Source organism: Faecalibacterium sp. OF04-11AC, assembly GCF_003460645.1.
Taxonomy (GTDB): domain Bacteria; phylum Bacillota; class Clostridia; order Oscillospirales; family Ruminococcaceae; genus Faecalibacterium; species Faecalibacterium prausnitzii_I.
This window is the reverse complement of the sequence record NZ_QTVP01000039.1, coordinates 1-19,030: the sequence shown is the minus strand read 5'-3', so window position 1 is coordinate 19,030 and position 19,030 is coordinate 1. Positions and strand designations below refer to the sequence as shown.

Sequence of the window (19,030 nt, the reverse complement as noted above, 5' to 3'; positions counted from 1 at the left end):
CTCTCCGTCACGCCTGACGGCGTGCCACCTCCCCTAACAGGGGAGCTTGGCAGTCGATGGAGCTTTCCCTATTTGCCAAAGGCTCCCCTGCTAGGAAAGACTCCCCGCCCGGGGAGGTGGCACGAAAGTGCCGAAAGGGGAGCGGCTGGCGAGCGAAGCTCGACTGAGAGGTTGTACAAAGAGACACATCGAATATAGAATTGCGAGGTTCCATATCAATGAGTATGATAAACACCGGCGACATCCTCGAAACCATCGAGATGTTTACGCAGGATAATCTGGACGTGCGCACCGTTACCATGGGCATCAGCCTGCTGGACTGCATCGACCCGGATCCCAAAAAGGCCTGCGAGAAAGTTTACAATAAGATCACCACCAAGGCGGCCAATCTGGTGCCTGCGGTGGAGCACATCAGCGCCGAGTATGGCATCCCCATCATCAACAAGCGGATCAGCGTGACCCCCATTGCCATGCTGCTGGGTGCCTGCCCGGACGCGGACCCCGTGGATTTTGCCAAGGCACTGGACGCTGCCGGCAAAAAGGTGGGCGTCAACTTTGTGGGCGGCTACACGGCCCTGGTGCACAAGGGCTTTTCGGCGGGCGACAAACGCCTCATCGAGTCCATCCCCCGCGCTTTGGCCGAGACGGACATCGTCTGCAGCTCGGTCAACATCGGTGCCACCAAGGCAGGCCTGAACATGGACGCCATCAAGCTGATGGGCGAGGCCGTCAAGAAAGCCTCCGAGCTGACGGCAGACCGTCAGTGCATCGGCGCGGCAAAGCTGGTCGTCTTCTGCAACGCGCCGGAGGACAACCCCTTTATGCTGGTGCGTTCCACGGCCCCGGCGAACCCGACTGTGAGATCCACGTTGGCGTTTCCGGCCCCGGCGCTGTCCGTGCCGCCCTGGCCCGTCTGCCCAAGGACGCGCCCATCGACCAGGTGGCAGAGCTGGTCAAACGGACCGCGTTCAAGATCACCCGCGTGGGCCAGCTGGTGGCAAACCTTGCCTCCCAGGCACTGGGCGTGCCCGCAGGCATTATTGATCTCTCGCTGGCTCCTACCCCGGCGGTGGGCGACAGCGTGGCCAACATTCTCGAAGAGATGGGTCTGGAGACCTGCGGCTGCTGCGGCACCACGGCCTGCCTGGCCCTGCTGAACGACGCCGTGAAAAAGGGCGGCGTCATGGCCTCCAACCACGTCGGCGGCCTGTCCGGTGCTTTCATTCCGGTCAGTGAGGACGCCGGCATGATCCACGCGGCGGAGACCGGCTGCCTGACCATTGAGAAGCTGGAAGCCATGACGGCGGTCTGCTCGGTGGGCATCGACATGGTCATCATCCCGGGCGACACCACCCCGGCCGTCATCAGCGCCCTCATTGCGGACGAAGCCGCCATCGGCATGGTGAACAGCAAGACCACCGCCGTCCGCGTCATCCCGGCCATTGGCCGCAAGGCGGGCGAGATCCTGGACTTCGGCGGCCTGCTGGGTTACGGCCCCATCATGCCCGTCAACCAGCACGACCCCTCGGTCTTCATCAACCGCGGCGGCCGTCTGCCGGCTCCCATGCAGTCGCTGAAGAACTGATCGTTTTTGTATCAACGTTGAAAAACAGGCCCATACTCTGGATAACTTTTCCAGAGAGGGGCCTGTTTTTATGTTTGCAAAAAAATTATCCCGCCGGGAAATGGCGGTGTGGTGTGCCGCGCTGGCGCTGGGGTGCGTGCTGGCCGGTTTGAGCGGGTTTGCGCTGGACTGGGGCCGGGCCCAGCTGGACACCGGGGCCGCCCTCTGTGCCGACACCCTGCGGCTCCACATCAAAGCCGACAGTGACAGCCTGCAGGACCAGACCGCCAAGCTGGCCGTGCGGGACGCCCTGCTGGCCTATACGGATGCCCAGTGCAGGGCATCCACCCAGCCGGAAGCCCTGCACTGGGCGGCACAGAATCTGCCCGCGCTGGAGCTGACCGCCCGCCAGACGCTGGCTCGGCTTGGCCTTGCCCCGGCGGCCCGGGTGGAACTGGTGAACATGTACTTTGCCGCCACCCGGTATCAAAACGCGCCCTTCCCGCTGGGCGGTACGACGCTGTGCGCCTCACGCTGGGGGAGAATGACTGCAGCGGCAAAAACTGGTGGTGCGTGCTCTACCCGGGCCTCTGCCGCGCGGCCTGCGGCAGCTATGCCCTCCCGCAGGAGAATGACCTCATCTGCGGGGAGTACATCGTCCGGTTCCGGCTCGTCGATTTTGTACAAAGCCATTGCGCTCCTCAGCAAGATCAGATTCTTCTTCGTCCATGAACAGGGCCCAGAATTTTCCCTCAGCGCTCCTGCTGACCGACCTGCCAAGGGCTCCCCCTTTGGGAAAGACTCCTCCGCGGACGGGAGGAGTGCGCAGAGACAAAAGGAGGATCCTGGCGAGCGGAGCGAGACTGAGAGGGCACACTCCTCTCCCCTGCCGCATAACCTGTGGCGGAAAGGAGTGTGACCACACACATGGCAATTCCCGCTTATTATTCCCTCATCCAGCGTGGCTCTTCAGGCCCCGACGTGGCACTGGTGCAGACCTGGCTCAACGGCCTGCGCGACGCCTGCACCTGGCACGACATCCTCAAGGTGGATGGCCATTTTGGCACCGCCAGCGAGAAAGCCGTGACCGAGTTCCAGCTGCGGAACAAGCTGACTGTGGACGGCAAAGTGGGTGCCAACACCTGGAATGCCATCTACGCCAAATACACCGCTGCCCACGGCCTCCATGTGCCCTACCCCGGCATCGTGCTGCGGCAGGGCGACTCCGGCGGAACCGTCCGGCTGGTGCAGCAGAAACTGCGCGGCGAGGGCGAGACCCTGACCGCTGACGGCAAATATGGTGCCAAGACCACGGAAGCCGTCCGCCGCTACCAGAAGCGGAACAGCCTGACCGCCGATGGCTCGGTGGGCAGCGCCACCTGGGAAAAGATGTTCTAAACGCCCTGCCCCACCCGTAACGGGCAGCAAAATGGCCCCCGCCGGGATCTTGCTTCCGGCGGGGGCCATTCTCATTGCAACGCGGAAATTCCGCTTACTTATTCTTGTACATTTCCTCGTAGTACTTCTGGTAGTTGCCGCTGGTGATGTGCTCCATCCACTCCTCGTGGTTGAGGTACCAGTCGATGGTCAGGACGATGCCTTTCTCAAACGGGGTCTCGGGATACCAGCCCAGATCGTTCTTGATCTTGGTGGGATCGATGCCGTAGCGGCGGTCGTGGCCCAGACGGTCGGCCACATGCTTGATGAGGTCCTCGCTGATGCCGTCGTCTTTCAGGCGGTCATGCAGCTGGCTGATGATGGTCTTGACGATGAAGATGTTGGGGCGCTCGTTGTGGCCGCCCACGTTGTACACCTCGCCGATCTTGCCGCCGTTGGCCACCATATCAATGGCCTTGCAGTGGTCCTCCACATACAGCCAGTCGCGGATCTGCATTCCGTCGCCGTAGACGGGCAGCTGCTTGTGGTGCTTGACGTTGTTGATCATCAGGGGGATCAGCTTCTCGGGGAACTGGTAGGGGCCGTAGTTGTTGGAGCAGCGGGTGATGTTGATGGGCATCCCATAGGTATCGTGGAATGCCTTGACGAACATATCCGCGCTGGCCTTGGAAGCGGAGTAGGGGCTGTGGGGGCACAGCGGGGTGGTCTCCATGAAGAAGCCCTCGGCACCCAGAGCGCCGTAGACCTCGTCGGTAGAGACCTGAACGTACTTCTTGCCCTCTTTCCAGGTCTTGGCGTCAGCATCGTACCATGCCTCTTTTGCACGCTGCAGCAGGTTCACGGTGCCCATGACGTTGCTCTGGACAAAGATCTCGGGGTTCTTGATGGAACGGTCCACATGGCTCTCGGCCGCAAAGTTGATGACGTAATCGAAATCATACTTTGCGAACAGGCTCTCCACCAGCTCCTTATCGCAGATATCGCCCTGCACAAAGACATGGCGGGGGTCGCCTTCCACGTCTTTCAGGTTTTCGAGATTGCCGGCATAGGTCAGCTTATCCAGGTTGACCAGCAGGATCTCGGGGTATTTTTTGAGCATATAGTGGACAAAGTTGGAGCCGATAAAACCGGCGCAGCCGGTGATCAGATAGGTTTTCATATTGATATATCCTCGATGTTTATTCTCTCTTGTCAGCGGGCTTGCCCTCTCCGTCATTGCTTCGCAATGCCACCTCTCCCAAAGTGAGAGCCTTGGCAGTCCACGCAAAGTTTATCTCTTTGCCAAAGGCTCCCCCTTTGGGGGAGCTGGACGCCGATAGGCGGCCTGAGAGGGCTAGGACGTCATCTTACTTCATGCCATTCTCGCCATCCCAGTGCTCAAAGAAGCAGGCCAGGGCAGCTTTCCAATCGCGCACCTCGTTGCCGACGGTGCAGCGGAGCATCCGGTTGTCCAAGGCGCTCCACTTGGGGCGGTCGGCGCTTTCCGGGTGCTTTTCCTTGTACTCGGCGCTGGTGCAGGGAGCCACGGTAGCGTCCACACCGGACAGGCGGATGATCTCGGAGGCGAAATCATACCAGGAGCAGATGCCCTCGCCGGTGCAGTGGTACAGACCGTACTCGTGGGTGACGCAGAGCTGTAAAATCTCGTGGGCCAGATCCACCGCGTTGGTAGGGTTGCCGCACTGGTCGTTGACCACTTCCAGCTTGCCAAACTTCTTGCCCGCGTTGACGATGGTCTTGACAAAGTTTTTGCCGTAGTAGCTGTACAGCCAGGCCGTGCGGACGATGAAGTGGCGGTGGCAGAACTGCTCCACATACTTCTCGCCCATGAGCTTGGTGGAGCCGTAGGCGCTGATGGGGCCGGGCAGGGTGGCCTCATCCTGAGCGATGCCGCCGTTCTCCCGGCCAGAAAAACGTAGTCGGTGGAGACATGCACCAGGCGGGCACCCGTCTTGGTGGCAGCCTGTGCCAGGTTGCGGGGGCCGATGGCGTTTGCCTTGTAGGCGGCGTCGTGGTTCACCTCGCAGCCATCCACGTTGGTGTAGGCGGCGCAGTTGATGATGACGTCCGGGCGCTGGCGGCGGATGAAATCATCCACCATCTTGTAGTTGGCAATGTCCAGCTCGGGCAGGTCCACCGGAATGACCGTTGCATTGAGCAGCTTTTCCGGGATGGGGCCGATCTCGCTGCGGCCCTCGCGGAGCTGCTTGATGATCTCGGTGCCCAGCTGGCCCTTGCAGCCAGTGACGATGATTTTCATGGGATAACCCTCCCCTTAAACTCTTAGTATCTCAGTTTGCCGTCGGCGACATTCTTCAGGTGCTGGCCGTAGGGGCTCTTGCCGTAGCGGGCAGCGCTCTCCAGCAGGGTATCGCGGTCGATCCAGCCATACTTGTAAGCGATCTCCTCCGGAGCGCTGATCTTGATGCCCTGGCGCTTCTCGATCATCCGCACAAAGTCAGCGGCATCCACCAGGCTGTCCATCGTACCGGTATCCAGCCAGGCAAAGCCGCGGCCCAGCAGCTGGACATCCAGCTCGTCTTTCTTGAGGTACATGTCGTTCAGAGTGGTGATCTCCAGCTCGCCGCGGGCGGAGGGCTTGACCTGCTTTGCCATCTTGACGACTTCCTTGTTGTAGAAGTACAGGCCGGTGATGGCGTAGTTGCTCTTGGGGTGCTCGGGCTTCTCTTCCACGCTCAGCACCTTGCCGTTCTGGTCGAACTCGACGATGCCAAAGCGCTCGGGATCCTGCACATAATAACCAAAGACGGTGCAGCGGCCCTTGTTCTCGGCGTTAGCGGCGGCAGTCTTCAAGATCTTGGAGAAGCCGTTGCCGTAGAAGATGTTATCGCCCAGGATCATGGCGCAGCAGTCGTCGCCAATGAACTCCTCGCCCAGGATGAATGCCTGTGCCAGGCCGTCCGGGGAGGGCTGAACTTTATATTGCAGATGGATGCCGTACTGGCTGCCATCGCCCAGCAGCGCCTCAAAGCGGGGCGTGTCGGTAGGGGTTGAAATGATGAGGATATCCTGGATACCCGCCAGCATGAGGGTGGACAGAGGATAATAGATCATGGGCTTATCGTAGACGGGCAGCAGCTGCTTGCTGGTGACCATCGTCAACGGATAAAGCCGGGTGCCGGCACCGCCGGCCAGAATAATGCCTTTCATATTTGTGCACTCCTTTTATTCTTCAAAAAAGTTGTGCAGCTTAATTCAAAGCGGAGCTGCGTCCGCTGTCAACAATGTTCAGTAATACCGTGCAAAACTCCGGTCTTTTCTTTCCCGGGGCGATAGTATTACACCTTATTCTACTATCAAATCAGCAAAAAAGCAAGAAAAAAACGGCATGAATCAGAAAATTTCTGGCTCATGCCGTTCTTCTTTTGAAAAATTAAAATTTGAAGCCCCACTTGCTAAAATACCGCAGCAGGCTGCCGGCCTGCCAGAGGAACGGTTTCAGGCTGCGGTGGGCCGCCCGGTGCCAGGCATGGATGGCCGTGTACTGGGGCACCAGATACGCTTTGCCGGTGGTGCGCATCTTCTGGGTGAGGTCGGCGTCCTCCACATACATGAAGTAGTGCTCGTCAAAGCCGCCCACGGCCTTGAACTCCGCCGTCCGCACCGCGGAGAAGCTGCCGGTGCAGAACTCGATCTCGGTAGGCTTTGTCAGGTCTTTGTCCGCCATGAGGTACTGCTCGTTGTATTTCTCCCAGAACTTGAGAAATGACAGCTGGCGGTAGACCATGGGCCGCAGCGCGCACCGCCGCAGGGGCAGGCGCTGGGGCCGCCCGTCCGGGAAGACGAGGCCGGGCCGGGCCATCACGCATCCGGGTGCCGGGCCATCCAGTCGGCCAGGTCGCTGAGGGTATCGGCCATGAGCTGGATATCCGGGTTGAGGATGAAGTGGTAGGCGCTGGCAAGCTCCGGCAGGACGGTGTTGTGGCCGGTGCCAAAGCCGCCGTTCTCTTTGCGGCAGCGCACCTCAACGCGCTGCCCGGGCCCGGGGGCCAGCAGACCCTCCCGCACGGCCTGTTCCAGCCGGGGGCCGCTGCCGTCCGGGCTGGCGTTGTCCACCAGATAGAGGGTCAGCGGGTAGCGGCGGGTGAACTGCAGCACGGTCTGGGCCGCCTTGAGCACCTCGTCATAGCCGTTATAGACAACAATACATGCGGAAAGATTCATCGGCTTTACTCCAAAGGCAGAATTTTGAGGCTGAAGTCCTCACGCTGGATGTCAAAGTTGGGGTTGGTGCAGGGGTCGCCCTTGGCCAGCAGGTCGCCCCAGCGGGCCTGGAAGCGGAGCACTTCGCCCTGGAAGCGCTTCTGCTTTTCGGGGTTGTCCTCCATGCCGCGGCTCTTGCTCTCGTAGTGGTAGAGCTGGGCAAACGGGGTGAAGACGTTGGTGTAACCGGCCTCCCGGACGCGGACACAGAAGTCCACATCGTTGAACGCCACGGCGTAGCTCTCGTCCAGGCCGTGGACCTCGTCATAAATTTCTTTCCGGATGAGCAGGCAGGCGGCGGTATCCCCGTAGACGTCCTGCACATAGTTCAGGCGGCCCATGTAGCCGTCGGAAGTGGCCGGGAAATATTTGTGCAGATGGCCCGCCACGCCGCCGATGCCAAAGCCCACGCCAGCGTGCTGGATGGTGTCATCGGGGTAGAGCAGCTTGGCACCCACGCAGCCCACACGCTTCTGCTGGGCGTACATGACCATCTCTTCCAGCCAGCCCGGGGTGATGACCTCGGTGTCGTTGTTGAGCAGCAGCAGATACTCGCCCGTGGCGTACCGGGCCCCAAAGTTGTTCAGGGCGCTGTAGTTGAAGCCCTTGCCCGTCCAGGTGACCACCTTGAGGGTATCCGGGTGCTCTTTCCGCATCCGCTCATAGCTGCGGAACGTCTGCTCCTCCTTGGAGTTGTTCTCAATGAGGAGGATCTCAAAATCCGGGTAGGTGGTGCGGGCGTAGATGGACTCCACACAGGTCTCCAGATCCCGGATGTGGTCGCAGGTGGGGATGAGGATGCTCACCCGGCCCGGGTGGGCCATGGTGTAATCCGTCTTGTAATAGCCCGGGGTGCCGGGGATGAGGGTGACGTCATCCACCGCCACGCCGCAGCGGGCATAGTGGGCCTTGAGGGCCGCAATGCCCGCGTCGATGCAGTAGGTCTTGGCGGAGATATCGCTGGCGGTGCTGTTGGGGCTGGAACGCCAGTAATAGAGCGCATGGGGGATGTGGGCGATCTTTTGGGCTTTCTCGGTCAGGCGGAGGAAGAGGTCGTAATCCTGGCTGCCGTTGTACTCGGCCCGCTCCCCGCCGCCAGCCTGTTCCATCAGCACCTTGCTGAACGTGGTCAGGTGGCAGATATAGTTGTTGGAGCGGAGGTTGTCCAGCATGAAGTCCGGCTTGAAGTGGTAGAGCACCACGTTCTCCACCTTGCCCTCAAAGGTCGCCTCGTCGGTATAGACGAAATCGGCTCCCTGCTCCACGATCGCCTGCGCCGTGTACCACAGGGCACAGGGGTGGAGGATATCGTCATGATCCAGCAGGGCGATGTAATCGCCTGTGGCCAGCTCAAAACCGTGGTTGGTGTTCCCGGCAATGCCCTCATTCTCGGTCAGTTTCTGGTAGCGGATGCGGGGCTCTGCCTTGGCGCGGGCCTGCACATGCTGGCCCACGGCGGTGTCCTGCCCGGCGTCCACACAGCAGAGCTCCCAGTTGCGGTAGGTCTGGTTGACGACGGAATCCAGCAGCTCCTCGAGGAAATTCAGCGGGGTGTTGTACAGGGGCACCACAATGCTGATCTTGGGGCCTGCCTCGCCGCCGGGCTGGTGGCTGGCCTGCTTTACCAGCAGCTCCACCGGGGCAAAGCGGTCTGCCCGCAGGGTCTTGCTGGGGAAGAGGACTGCATACTCACGGCGGGCACGGGCCTGCTCCCGCACGCCCTCCACGCCCATGGCGCGCAGGTCATGCAGGAAGACGAACAGCGGGAACGTGTGCCAGATCTGGCGGCTCTTGCTGACGGCATACCGCATGGGCCAGGTCAGCTTCCAGAACGTGGAATTGGTAACGTCGCTCAGGGTCTTTTCCAGCTGCTGCTCGTGGCTGCGGCTGAGGGCAAGGTCACTGCGGAGCCGCTCGATCAGGGCGGCTTCCTCGCTGCAGGTGCGCTCGGCCCGGACCATCCGGTCCCGCAGGGTGTCCATCTCCTGCTCGTAGCCCTGTACCATCATCAGCGGGGCGGGCACGGCGCTGCCGGTGCAGAACAGAGCGGACTGCTGGGCCCGGCCCTTGCTGCGCCAGCGGAAATCACGGTAATAGCCCCGCCGGGCCAGCTGCTCGGCCCAGGCCGCCATCATGGTGCTGTCCACACTGGCCAGCAGCACTTTCTCGGGCAGCTGCTGGGGCAGATGGCTCCACACGGGGTCTTCCACCACCAGCAGGTCCACAGGCTCTGCAGCCTGTGCAGACCACTCTTCCGCCCGGATGCCTGCCCGGCGCAGGGCCTTTTCCAGCAGGTCAGACTCGCTGTTCAGCACCTGGGCCGAGGCGGGGCGCGCTTCTTCCGCGACCCGCTGCGCCAGCTGACGGCAGCGCTCTTTCTCCTGCTTCAATTTCGTTTCCTTGTCCAACTGCATTCCGATTTCTCCAACTCCCATTTGATGTTACAATTGTATAGTATACCAAATTCCGCCGCATTTGAGAAGCGATTTTCCGCAATTCCTTTTGGTTTCCAGTGCAGCGCCGTTTTGGTCAGCGGAACAGCTTCCGCAGCCAGCCAAAGAAGCCGCCGCTGCTGGAACCACTGCCCACGCTCTTCATGGAGACGCCGGTGTAGTAATGCTGGAGGATCTCACGGTAGCCCATCCCCTGCTCGGCGGCAAAGCCCACCGCGCCGCACTGGCTCATGCCCACGCCGTGACCATAGCCGTAGTAGGTCATCACGGGGGTGCCATTGGCGTCGGTGCCAAAATCAAAGCAGTAACGGGAGCTCACAAACTGGCTGATGTTGCGGTAGCTGCGGCCATTGGAGACGAACGTGTTGTACTGCACAAAACCGCCCAGATCCTTGTGGGTGGTGTCGGCGCTGACGTAGGGCTCGCCGGTCTTGCTGTCGTTGTACTCCTGATAGGTGTAGTCCTTGCCGATGATGCGGCGCATTTTCTCATGGTACTGGCGCTCATAGGGGCTCTCCACGCTCTGGAGGTAGGGCACATCCGTCCCCCAGGCGTCCAGACCGGAGCAGGTGCCATAGACGCCCGTCTGAGTGTTGTAGCCCGCGCTGGCCGACCACACCGCGTCAATGACGCTGCCGTTGTAGGTCAGCACCTCGTCCTTGACGGCGCGGACGGCTTTCTCAATGGCGGACCGGGCCGAGGCCGGGATCTGGTCCACTGGGGTGTAGATCAGCGCATTGGCCGAAGAGCCGTACTTTTTGTGGTATTCCAGGTAGGAGTGAATGGCCACAGCCTGGGCTTTCCAGGCTTCCTGTGCCGCCGAGGCGCTCACAAAGCTGCCGATGGAACCCAGCTCGGTGTAAGTAATGCCCACCAGGCAGTCCACCAGGTTGAGTTTCACATTCCGGCGCAGGCCCTTGCCCTTGATATTCAGGTAAGGCATGGTGATGGTATCTTTCGAGCCGAACAGCCAGCTCAGGCAGTTTTCCTCCTCCGCCGGGAGCAGGGTGGTATCCGCCCCGCCGATGGTGGTGGGCACCGTGTAGACGGCCTCCGGGACTGCCTCGCCCTCCGGGGTGCCCTCTTCCTCTGCAAACGCCGCGGGGATGGCCCCGACCAGCAGCACCGCCGCCAGCAAAAGCGCCGCCGCCCGGCGCGCGAACATCGAAATGTGTTTCAAGATGGTTTCCTCCTGTTTTCAACAATTTCTTTCAGTTTAGTTTAGCACACTGCGAAACGAACAGCAAGGACGGAAGTTTAGTATCGTCTCAAATTGACCATACGGATTCAAGCCTAAAGATTCATCCTCCAATCTGAAGCCGAAATGATTAAAAACCTCCCGTTCAACAATTCCTGCTGAACGGGAGGTTTCTGCTTTTATTTCAGGTTACAGCCTTACTGCTGGGCGTTCTTCTTGGCTTCCAGAGCCAGGATGGCGTCGCGGCGGCTGAGGTTGATGCGGCCCTGCTGGTCGATATCGGTGACCTTGACGACGATAGCGTCGCCCACGGCGACCACATCCTCACGCGCTCGACACGCTTGGTGTCCAGCTTGGAGATGTGCACCAGGCCCTCTTTGCCCGGCGCGATCTCAACGAACGCACCGAAGTTCATCAGGCGGGTGACCTTGCCCTTGTAGATGGCACCGATCTCGGGGTCCTCCACGATGGTCTTGATGGTGAAGATGGCGCGCTTCGCGTCCTCCTGATCGACGGCGGAGACGAAGACGTGGCCGTCCTCCTGCACGTCGATCTTGCAGTTGCAGGTCGCGCAGATGTCCTGGATGACCTTGCCGCCCTTGCCGATGACGTCCTTGATCTTATCGGTGGGGATCATCATGCTGAACATCTTGGGGGCCCAGCGGCTCAACTCCTCACGGGGCTGCGCGATGACGGGCTTAATGATCTCGTCCAGGATGTAGAGGCGGCCCTTGCGGCACTTCTCGAATGCCTCGGCAATGATGTCATAGGTCAGGCCGTCGATCTTAATGTCCATCTGAATGGCGGTGATGCCCTTGCGGGTACCGCCCACCTTGAAGTCCATATCGCCGTGGAAGTCCTCGACGCCCTGGATGTCCAGCATGGTCATCCAGCGGTCGCCCTCGGTGATCAGGCCGCAGGAGATGCCGGCCACGGGGGGCCTTGATGGGCACGCCTGCATCCATCAGGGCCAGCGTGGAGCCGCAGATGGAAGCCTGAGAGGTAGAGCCGTTGGAGCTCAGGACCTCAGACACGCAGCGATGGTATAGGGGAACTCCTCCAGAGAGGGCAGCACGGGCACGAGAGCACGCTCTGCCAGTGCGCCGTGGCCGATCTCGCGGCGGCCGGGGCTGCGGGGTGCGCGGGCCTCACCGACGGAGTACGGCGGGAAGTTGTAATGGTGGATGTAGCGCTTGGTCTGCTCATCGGTCAGGTCATCCATCAGCTGGTTGTCCTTGGTGCCGCCCAGGGTGCAGGTGGTCAGCACCTGGGTCTGGCCGCGGGTGAACATACCAGAGCCATGGACACGGGGCAGGATGCCGACTTCGGCAGCCAGCGGGCGGATCTCGTTGATGCCGCGGCCATCCACGCGCTTGCCCTCGTCGAGCAGCCAGCGGCGGACGACGTACTTCTGCATCTTGTAGCTGACGAGGTCGAGGTCTGCCTCGGACAGGTCCGGATATTCCTCGGCGATCTTGTCCATGATGGGCAGCAGAGCGGCATCGCGGACGTTCTTGTCGTCGGTATCCATGGCAGCCTTGAAGTCGTCCAGATACTTGTTCTGGATGGCGTGGAAGACATCCATATCCAGGCCCACGACCTGGAAATCGATCTTCGGCTTGCCACGCTCAGCCACGATCTTGTTGATGAACTCGATGATCTTCTTGATCTCGACATGAGCCGCCTTGATGGCGTTGAGCATGGTATCCTCATCCACCTCGTTGGCGCCGGCCTCGATCATGACGATCTTGTCCATGGTAGCGGCCACGGTCAGGGCCAGGTCGCTGTGGCGGCGCTGCTCCTGGGTGGGGTTGAGGACGATCTCGCCGTCCACCAGGCCCACCTGCACACCGCCGATGGGGCCGTTCCAGGGGATCTCGGACACTGCGGTGACCAGAGAGGCACCGATCATACCGGCGATCTCAGGGCTGCAATCGGGGTCCAGGCTCATGACGGTCATGGTGATGCAGACATCGTTCCGCATCTCCTTGGGGAACAGCGGGCGCATGGGGCGGTCCACCACGCGGCTGGTGAGGATGGCACGCTCACCGGGGCGGCCCTCACGGCGCATAAAGCTGCCGGGGATGCGGCCTGCGGCGTAGAGCTTTTCCTCATACTCCACGTTCAGGGGGAAGAAATCCACGCCCTCACGGGGTTTGGGGCTCATGACCACGTTGCACATCACGCAGGTCTCACCGTAGCGGATCAGAGCGCTTGCATTGGACAAGCCGCACATTTTGCCCATTTCCACCTTGAACGGGCGGCCCGCCAGCATGGTCTCGTAGACCTTGAAGTTCTCAAAGGTCTCTTTGCGGGAACCAAATTCAATTGCCATTTGGTTTTGCCTCCTTTGTCCTTTTCGGGATCAGTTTTATCCAAAAGGCTGCCCGCCGCGCATCATAGCAATAAATCCAGCGTCTGTGCAGCCTGCAAAGGGCACGGGCGCTCGATTTACTGCTGCAATACGCAGCAGCGGCCTGTTGTTCCTAAGGGGAACGCAGAGGGAAGCTGCCAGCCAAAAAACAGCAAAGGGCAGGCACCATTGCACGGTACCTGCCCTCTGTTTTCTATTACTTACGCAGACCCAGGGTTGCGATCAGAGCACGGTAACGCTCGATGTCCTTCTTCTGGAGGTAGGCCAGCAGATTGCGGCGGCGGCCAACCATCTTCATCAGACCACGGCGGCTGTGGTGATCGTTCGGGTTCTTCTTCAGGTGCTCGTTCAGCTCGTTGATGTGAGCGGTCAGCAGAGCGACCTGAACCTCGGGGGAGCCAGTGTCCTTCTCGGTCAGAGCGACTTTGGCCATAACTTCCTGCTTGTTCATAGTACAGTACCTCTTTATTAAAATTTTATTTGCCGTCAGCACAGAATGCGGGAAACGGTACTCCCAAACGGGCATACTCCCAGCCCCGTGCCGCGGTAACAGTGCTAGTATAACAGAAAGCCGTGCAAAAAGCAAGAAAATTTTTTACAATTTTGTCGCTGCCCGGTCATTGCATTTCAAACCCGGGCTGTTATAATTTAGGTGTATTTTACAAGAGAGGGATTTTACGATGCAAGCACCCAAGTTTTCCCGCCGCAGTTTTCTCAAATCCGGAGCCGTGGCCGCCGCAGCCGCCAGCCTGCCGGGCTTTTCGCTGCCCGCAGCCGCCGCTGCAGCCCCCATCGGCACGGTATGCCAAACTCAGCACGGCCCGGTGCAGGGCATCCGGCAGGAGGGGCATCTCGTCTGGTATGGCATTCCTTACGGCGCTTCCACCGCCGGGGACGCCCGCTGGACAGCCCCGCAGGACCCCGCCCCCTGGGCCGACGCCAAAGACTGCACCGTCCCCGGCGCGGCGGCGTACCAGTACAGCACCTGCGCCCTGGGCACCGAAGACTGCCTCAAATTAGACGTTTACACCACGGAAAAGACCAGCAAACGGCCCGTCATCGTCTACCTGCACAGCGGCGGCAATCAGATCGGCTCCGCGCGGGAGCTTCCGGGCGGATTTCTGGCCGAGCAGCTGGGCTGTGTCTTCGTGGGGCTGGAATACCGGCTGGGGCTGTTCGGCTTCAACTGCCTGCCCGCGTTCTGCTCCGGCCCGGAGGAAACGGGCAATTTTGCCCTGCTGGACATGGCCAAGGCGCTGGACTGGGTGCGGGACAATATCGCATCGTTCGGCGGCGACCCGCAGAACATCACGGTTCTCGGCTTTGCAGCCGGCGGGCGGGACGGAATGGCCCTGCTGGCCAGTCCCCTGTTTGTGGGCCGGTTCCAGAAAGCCATCTCCATTTCCGGCGGCATGACCTGCGCGGATGAGAACACGAGTGCTGAAACGCTTGCCGCTGCTCTGGCACCGCTGGCCGTGCAGGACGGCAAGGCTCTGACCGAAGCAACCGCGCGGCACTGGCTGCTGACGGAAGACCCTGCGGTCCGCAGCTGGCTCTGTGGCGTGGATGCCGCCCGTCTGGCTCCGCTGATGGCAAATGCCGGTTTCCGGATGAGCGTCTTCCCCCATCTCTATACTGACGGCATCACCCTGCCCGAGGGCGGATATCCAGCGGCTCAGTACAGCGAAATTCCTACCCTGCTGCTGACCGGGGCCGATGAATTCAACGCCGCCGCCCGGCGGGACAGCTGGTTTTCCAGCGAGGAGGCCAAACGCTTTTCCGCCGACGAGCTGGAAGCAGCCAAGCAGTTTGCCGCCACCTATGGTTCAGCCCTCTGCCGGGTCTTCAGCACCCGTGGCAGTGCGGAGGTGATTGCGGCCCGGAGCGACGCGCCGCTCTACCTGGGCAGATCGAGTACGGCTCTTCCGCCAGCAAAACACAGATCCCGCTGCTGGGCTCGTTCCAGGGCATCGCCCTCCCGATGCTGTCTGGCAGCAACCCCTACTTCGGCTGGGCCGACCTCTCCGGCACAGGCTATCAGGCCATGGCGGAACAGCTGCGCGCCTCTCTGAAAAACTTCATCACCAGCGGCGACCCCAACGGCAAAAAGCTGCTTTCCGGCTCCACCAGATGGCAGCGCTGGACGCCCGACTCCCCCGCCCTGCTGGTGCTGGATGCCGATGCGGACCACGCCATCACCCGGTGCGCCGCCCAGACGGAAACGAAAGAACCGCTGCTTGCCGCCATGGAGGCGGACAGCACCCTCTCTCCCGCCCTGAAACAGGCCGTGATCAAAAACGTGCTCAAGGGCAGATTCTTCGATTGAGGATTGCGGCATTTCACTTTTCTGCAAACAAAAAACACCGTTCAGCCGAACGGTGTTTTTTCGTTTACTGGAAATACTCCTGGGCCCGCCGGGCTGCATGGTTGATGCAGTCCCGCAGCTCGTCCAGTGTATCAAACTTTTTGCTGGGGCTGAGGTAGGCGTAAAACTCCACCACCGGGTCGGTGCCATACAGGTCGCCCGAGAAGCCCGGGATAAACGTCTCGCAGGTCACCTTGGAAAGATCGTCGTTGACGGTGGGCCGGGTGCCCAAGCCGGTGGCCGAGGGGTACCAGGTATCCCTGATCTTGGTCCGGGTGATATAGATGCCGAAACGCGGCAGCTGGAACCCCTGCGGGTAGAGCTGGTTGATGGTGGGCACCCCCAGCGTCCGGCCCAGACCAGCCCCGTGGTGCACCGCAAAGCGGATCGCGTAGGGCATCCCCAGCATGGCGTTTGCCGCCGGGATGTCGCCGCCCTCCAGCGCCGTGCGGATGCGGGTGGAAGAGACCGGTTTTTCCTCAAACCGGGCCATGGGCAGCACCACCACTTCCACCCCCAGCGGGGCGCAGAGCTTGCGCAGCAGTTCCGGGTTTCCGGCGGCTTTGGCCCCAAAGGTAAAGTTTTCGCCGCAGAAAAGCGCTTTGGCGTTGCAGTCCCGCACGATGCCCAGCACGAACTGCTCGGGCGTCATGGCCTTGATCTCCTCAAAATCCGGGCAGAGATAATGCTCCACGCCCAGACGTTCGATGAGGGCATGTTTATCCTCGGTGGAGAGGAGGCGCTTGCCTTTCATCTTGTTTTCGGTGGGCAATTTGAACGTGAATACCGCCGGGGATGCCCCATGGGCTCTTGCCCACTGGACCGCCCCCTCGATGACGGCGCGGTGGCCAATGTGGATGCCGTCAAAAAAGCCCATAGCCACGGCACTGCCATTTGCATTGCCCAGCGCAAGCGGCACAAGCTGTGAATAGATCTGCATTGGCATCATTCCTTTCCCTTCAGTTTCGCTCCACAAAGAGCTTTTCCACCCGGAGCACGCCCCCGGTGATGTTGGCAAGGCCGAGGAACTGGCCCTGCGCGTTCCGCACCCGGTAGCGGCCATCCGCAGCGGGGTAGCGGCTGGTAGGGCAGCCATTGTACAGGTGCTGCTCCACCCGCTCGCTCGCCACCAGCAGCGGCAGAGAGGTGAACACGCTCTCCACCGGCAGCATCAGGGCCTGCAGGGCCTTGGGGCCCGCGTTTTTGGCGGCCTGGATCTCTTCCAGGCTGTGGGCGTCGGCCTCGGTGTAGACCCCGGCCGCAACGCGGCGCAGGGCGCTCATGGTGCCTTTCTGGCCCATGGCCTCCGCGATCTCCTCCAGCAGTACCCGGATATAGGTGCCCTTGGAACATTTGACCGTCAGGGTGTACTCATTCTCCGCCGGGCTGCCCTCGTACTGGATGGACAGGATCTCAATGGGGCGGGCTTTCCGCTCCACCTCCATGCCCTGCCGCGCCAGTTTGTAGAGCGGCTGGCCGTTGATCTTGACCGCCGAGTACATGGGCGGCGTCTGCATCCGGGCCCCACAAAGCGGGGCAGCACCTCCAGCAGCTCTTTTTCCCCGGCAGTCACCGGGGCTGTTTCCAGCACGGTACCGGTCACATCGCCGGTATCGGTGCGCGCACCCAGTTTGAGGGTGGCGCGGTAGGCCTTGGTGTGGTCCAGCTGTAAGTCCACCGCCTTGCTGGCCCCGCCGCAGAAGACCGGCAGCACGCCGGTAGCCATGGGGTCCAGCGTGCCGCTGTGGCCCAGCTTCCGGGTGCCCAGAATGCCCCGCAGCTTTGCAATCACATCAAAACTGGTCCAGTCCGTGGGCTTATCCACAATGAGGATTCCCTGCATCAGGCTTCCTCCTGTCCGTCGGGCGTCTGGGGAGCATCCAGCTCCGCCTCCACCTCGGCCAGAATGGCGCTCTTGGTGTTGTCCAGGTTGCCCAGCAGCTCACAGCCCGCCGCGCGGGTGTGGCCGCCGCCGCCCAGACGCCGGGCGATGGCGCAGGCGTCCACGCCCTTGGCGGTGCGGACGCTGACCGCCCAGACGCCGGGCGATGGCGCAGGCGTCCACGCCCTTGGCGGTGCGGACGCTGATGCGGTAGCTGCCGCCGGGCTGCTGGCGGAGGGTCAGGCCGACCTTGACCCCCTCAATGCTGATGGGCAGGCTGGTGAGCTCCTCCAGATCGGCGGGGTCCACCTGGCTCTGCTCGATCTCGTCCCGGGTGAGGTAGATGAGGGCGCAGCGGCCATCCAGATGATACTCCAGATGGTTCCGCGCGATCCGCTCGGCCTCCATCCGGGCGCGGGGCTTGGTATCAAACAGCAGGGTGTTCAGCTCTTCCACCTGGGCCCCTGCCTCGATGAGCTTTGCCGCCACCAGATGGGTCTTTGCCGTGGTGGAGGAAAAGCGGAAGCAGCCGGTATCGGTGGAGAGACCGGTGTACAGGCAGTTGGCAATGTGGGCCGTCATGGGCACTTTCATGGCCATGATGACCTCATACAACAGCTCCGCTGCCGCCGCGGCCTGGCCGTCCAGCAGGGTAAAATCAGCGTAGCCGCTGTTGCCCGCGTGGTGGTCGATGCAAAAATCAATGTGGCGGGTATACTGGGGCACCCCGTTGTTCTCACCAAAGAGCTGGATGCCGGCCACATCCACGGCCACCACGGTCTGGGGCTCAAACTCGCCCTTGAACAGGCGTGGGTTGGTAAACGCATACCGGGAGGGGATGACGTCGGAGCAGAGGACAGCCGCGTTTTTGTCCAGCGCCTTAAGGGCGTAGTACAGCGCGCTGCCGCAGCCAACGGTATCCCCATCCGGGTTTTTGTGGCACAGAATCAAAACATTGTCCGCAGCACGGAGGCGCTCGGCCATCTGCTGCACGTTCAGTTGTTCTGTCATCCCATGATCCATCCTTTCCGCAAGGCTGAGTTAGTCCTCGGTTTCCGGCTCCCGCGTGTCGTCGGAGCCGCTGACATTCAGCTCGCGGAGCAGTTCGTTGATGTGGGCCGCATAGGCTGCACCGTCGTCCTCCACAAAGACGAAGCGGGGGGCTTTGCGGATGTGCATTTTCTTGCTGACTTCGGTGCGCACATGGCCGGCCGCGCGGTTCAGCGCCTCAATGGCGGGCTTGGGGCCGTCGGCGCGGCCCATCACGCTCACATAGACCTTGGCAACATCCAGGTCGGGCGTCACGTCCAGGCGGGTCACGGTCAGCAGACCACCCTCCAGGCGGGGGTCTTTCAGGCGGCCAATGATGGCGATGACCTCACGCTTCATATCCTGCGCAAGACGGCCCATATTTTTTTGAGACATTTGGTTTCTCCTATCACAAAATAACCTCTCTGTCATCGCTGCGCGATGCCACATCCCCTGTCAGGGGAGGCTTTGGCAGTTCGTACCGTTTTCCAGCAAACACAAAGCAGTTTCATCGAAAACGAAACCTCTTTGCCAAGGGCTCCC

At 61.3% G+C, this 19,030-nt stretch carries 15 protein-coding genes and 5 pseudogenes; 6 read left to right on the top strand and 14 right to left on the bottom strand.

Annotated features, from left to right (window positions below):
* Positions 1-218 precede the first annotated feature (218 nt).
* The 4 genes and pseudogenes from DXA70_RS12560 (at position 219) to DXA70_RS12550 (ending at position 2,962) form a co-directional block, all read left to right on the top strand.
* Positions 219-1,585 (top strand): annotated as a pseudogene (locus DXA70_RS12560) (PFL family protein).
* A 70-nt stretch (positions 1,586-1,655) separates the two neighbouring features.
* Positions 1,656-2,015: pseudogene (locus DXA70_RS14880) on the top strand (stage II sporulation protein R); the annotation flags it as partial.
* On the top strand, positions 1,898-2,296 hold the full coding sequence (locus DXA70_RS15590) for a stage II sporulation protein R (RefSeq protein ID WP_347553569.1): 399 nt from the start codon (positions 1,898-1,900) through the stop codon (positions 2,294-2,296). The pseudogene DXA70_RS14880 and the gene DXA70_RS15590, both read left to right, overlap by 118 nt.
* 195 nt (positions 2,297-2,491) lie before the next feature.
* Positions 2,492-2,962 (top strand): peptidoglycan-binding protein, encoded by a 471-nt coding sequence (locus tag DXA70_RS12550; RefSeq protein WP_128118664.1) that lies wholly within the window; start codon positions 2,492-2,494, stop codon positions 2,960-2,962.
* 94 nt (positions 2,963-3,056) lie between these two features.
* Here DXA70_RS12550 and rfbB read toward each other — a convergent pair whose 3' ends face one another.
* From rfbB to rpsO, 9 genes and pseudogenes are all read right to left on the bottom strand, one after another.
* Positions 3,057-4,121, bottom strand: a complete 1,065-nt coding sequence (gene rfbB / locus DXA70_RS12545) for a dTDP-glucose 4,6-dehydratase (protein ID WP_022256836.1) — start codon at positions 4,119-4,121, stop codon at positions 3,057-3,059.
* Between the two features lie 187 nt (positions 4,122-4,308).
* Positions 4,309-5,222 (bottom strand): annotated as a pseudogene (gene rfbD / locus DXA70_RS12540) (dTDP-4-dehydrorhamnose reductase).
* A 23-nt stretch (positions 5,223-5,245) separates the two neighbouring features.
* Complete coding sequence (gene rfbA, locus DXA70_RS12535) at positions 5,246-6,133, bottom strand: glucose-1-phosphate thymidylyltransferase RfbA (protein ID WP_022256838.1); 888 nt, start codon at positions 6,131-6,133, stop codon at positions 5,246-5,248.
* Between the two features lie 223 nt (positions 6,134-6,356).
* Positions 6,357-6,785 (bottom strand): glycosyltransferase, encoded by a 429-nt coding sequence (locus DXA70_RS14870; RefSeq protein WP_243001393.1) that lies wholly within the window; start codon positions 6,783-6,785, stop codon positions 6,357-6,359.
* The gene (locus DXA70_RS14865) at positions 6,785-7,147 is read right to left on the bottom strand and encodes a glycosyltransferase (RefSeq protein WP_243001392.1); all 363 of its coding nucleotides are present in this window, start codon (positions 7,145-7,147) and stop codon (positions 6,785-6,787) included. The genes DXA70_RS14870 and DXA70_RS14865 overlap by 1 nt, the downstream gene beginning before the upstream one ends.
* Before the next feature lie 5 nt (positions 7,148-7,152).
* Complete coding sequence (locus DXA70_RS12525; protein ID WP_128118663.1) at positions 7,153-9,600, bottom strand: glycosyltransferase family 2 protein; 2,448 nt, start codon at positions 9,598-9,600, stop codon at positions 7,153-7,155.
* Between the two features lie 115 nt (positions 9,601-9,715).
* A complete protein-coding gene (locus DXA70_RS12520) occupies positions 9,716-10,819 on the bottom strand; it encodes a SpoIID/LytB domain-containing protein (protein WP_243001391.1) in 1,104 nt (367 codons plus the stop codon).
* A 215-nt stretch (positions 10,820-11,034) separates the two neighbouring features.
* A pseudogene (locus tag DXA70_RS12515) lies at positions 11,035-13,172 on the bottom strand (polyribonucleotide nucleotidyltransferase).
* Between the two features lie 235 nt (positions 13,173-13,407).
* Complete coding sequence (gene rpsO, locus DXA70_RS12510) at positions 13,408-13,662, bottom strand: 30S ribosomal protein S15 (RefSeq protein WP_005933138.1); 255 nt, start codon at positions 13,660-13,662, stop codon at positions 13,408-13,410.
* A gap of 229 nt (positions 13,663-13,891) precedes the next feature.
* Between rpsO and DXA70_RS12505 the strand changes: the two genes are divergently transcribed.
* On the top strand, positions 13,892-15,283 hold the full coding sequence (locus DXA70_RS12505; RefSeq protein ID WP_128118662.1) for a carboxylesterase family protein: 1,392 nt from the start codon (positions 13,892-13,894) through the stop codon (positions 15,281-15,283).
* A complete protein-coding gene (locus DXA70_RS12500; protein WP_158565170.1) occupies positions 15,256-15,537 on the top strand; it encodes a hypothetical protein in 282 nt (93 codons plus the stop codon). Before DXA70_RS12505 ends, DXA70_RS12500 begins: the two co-directional genes overlap by 28 nt.
* Before the next feature lie 64 nt (positions 15,538-15,601).
* On the opposite strand, the gene ribF is transcribed toward DXA70_RS12500, so the two are convergent.
* The 5 genes and pseudogenes from ribF to rbfA all read right to left on the bottom strand — a co-directional run bounded on the left by ribF (position 15,602) and on the right by rbfA (position 18,883).
* Positions 15,602-16,516 (bottom strand): riboflavin biosynthesis protein RibF, encoded by a 915-nt coding sequence (ribF, locus tag DXA70_RS12495; protein WP_022256229.1) that lies wholly within the window; start codon positions 16,514-16,516, stop codon positions 15,602-15,604.
* A 19-nt stretch (positions 16,517-16,535) separates the two neighbouring features.
* Positions 16,536-17,419 (bottom strand): annotated as a pseudogene (gene truB / locus DXA70_RS15585) (tRNA pseudouridine(55) synthase TruB).
* A complete protein-coding gene (locus DXA70_RS14850; RefSeq protein WP_243001390.1) occupies positions 17,419-17,583 on the bottom strand; it encodes a hypothetical protein in 165 nt (54 codons plus the stop codon). Before DXA70_RS14850 ends, truB begins: the two are co-directional and overlap by 1 nt.
* Positions 17,519-18,469, bottom strand: a complete 951-nt coding sequence (locus tag DXA70_RS12485; RefSeq protein WP_243001389.1) for a bifunctional oligoribonuclease/PAP phosphatase NrnA — start codon at positions 18,467-18,469, stop codon at positions 17,519-17,521. The genes DXA70_RS14850 and DXA70_RS12485 overlap by 65 nt, the downstream gene beginning before the upstream one ends.
* A 30-nt stretch (positions 18,470-18,499) precedes the next feature.
* On the bottom strand, positions 18,500-18,883 hold the full coding sequence (rbfA, locus tag DXA70_RS12480) for a 30S ribosome-binding factor RbfA (protein WP_128118660.1): 384 nt from the start codon (positions 18,881-18,883) through the stop codon (positions 18,500-18,502).
* Positions 18,884-19,030 lie beyond the last annotated feature (147 nt).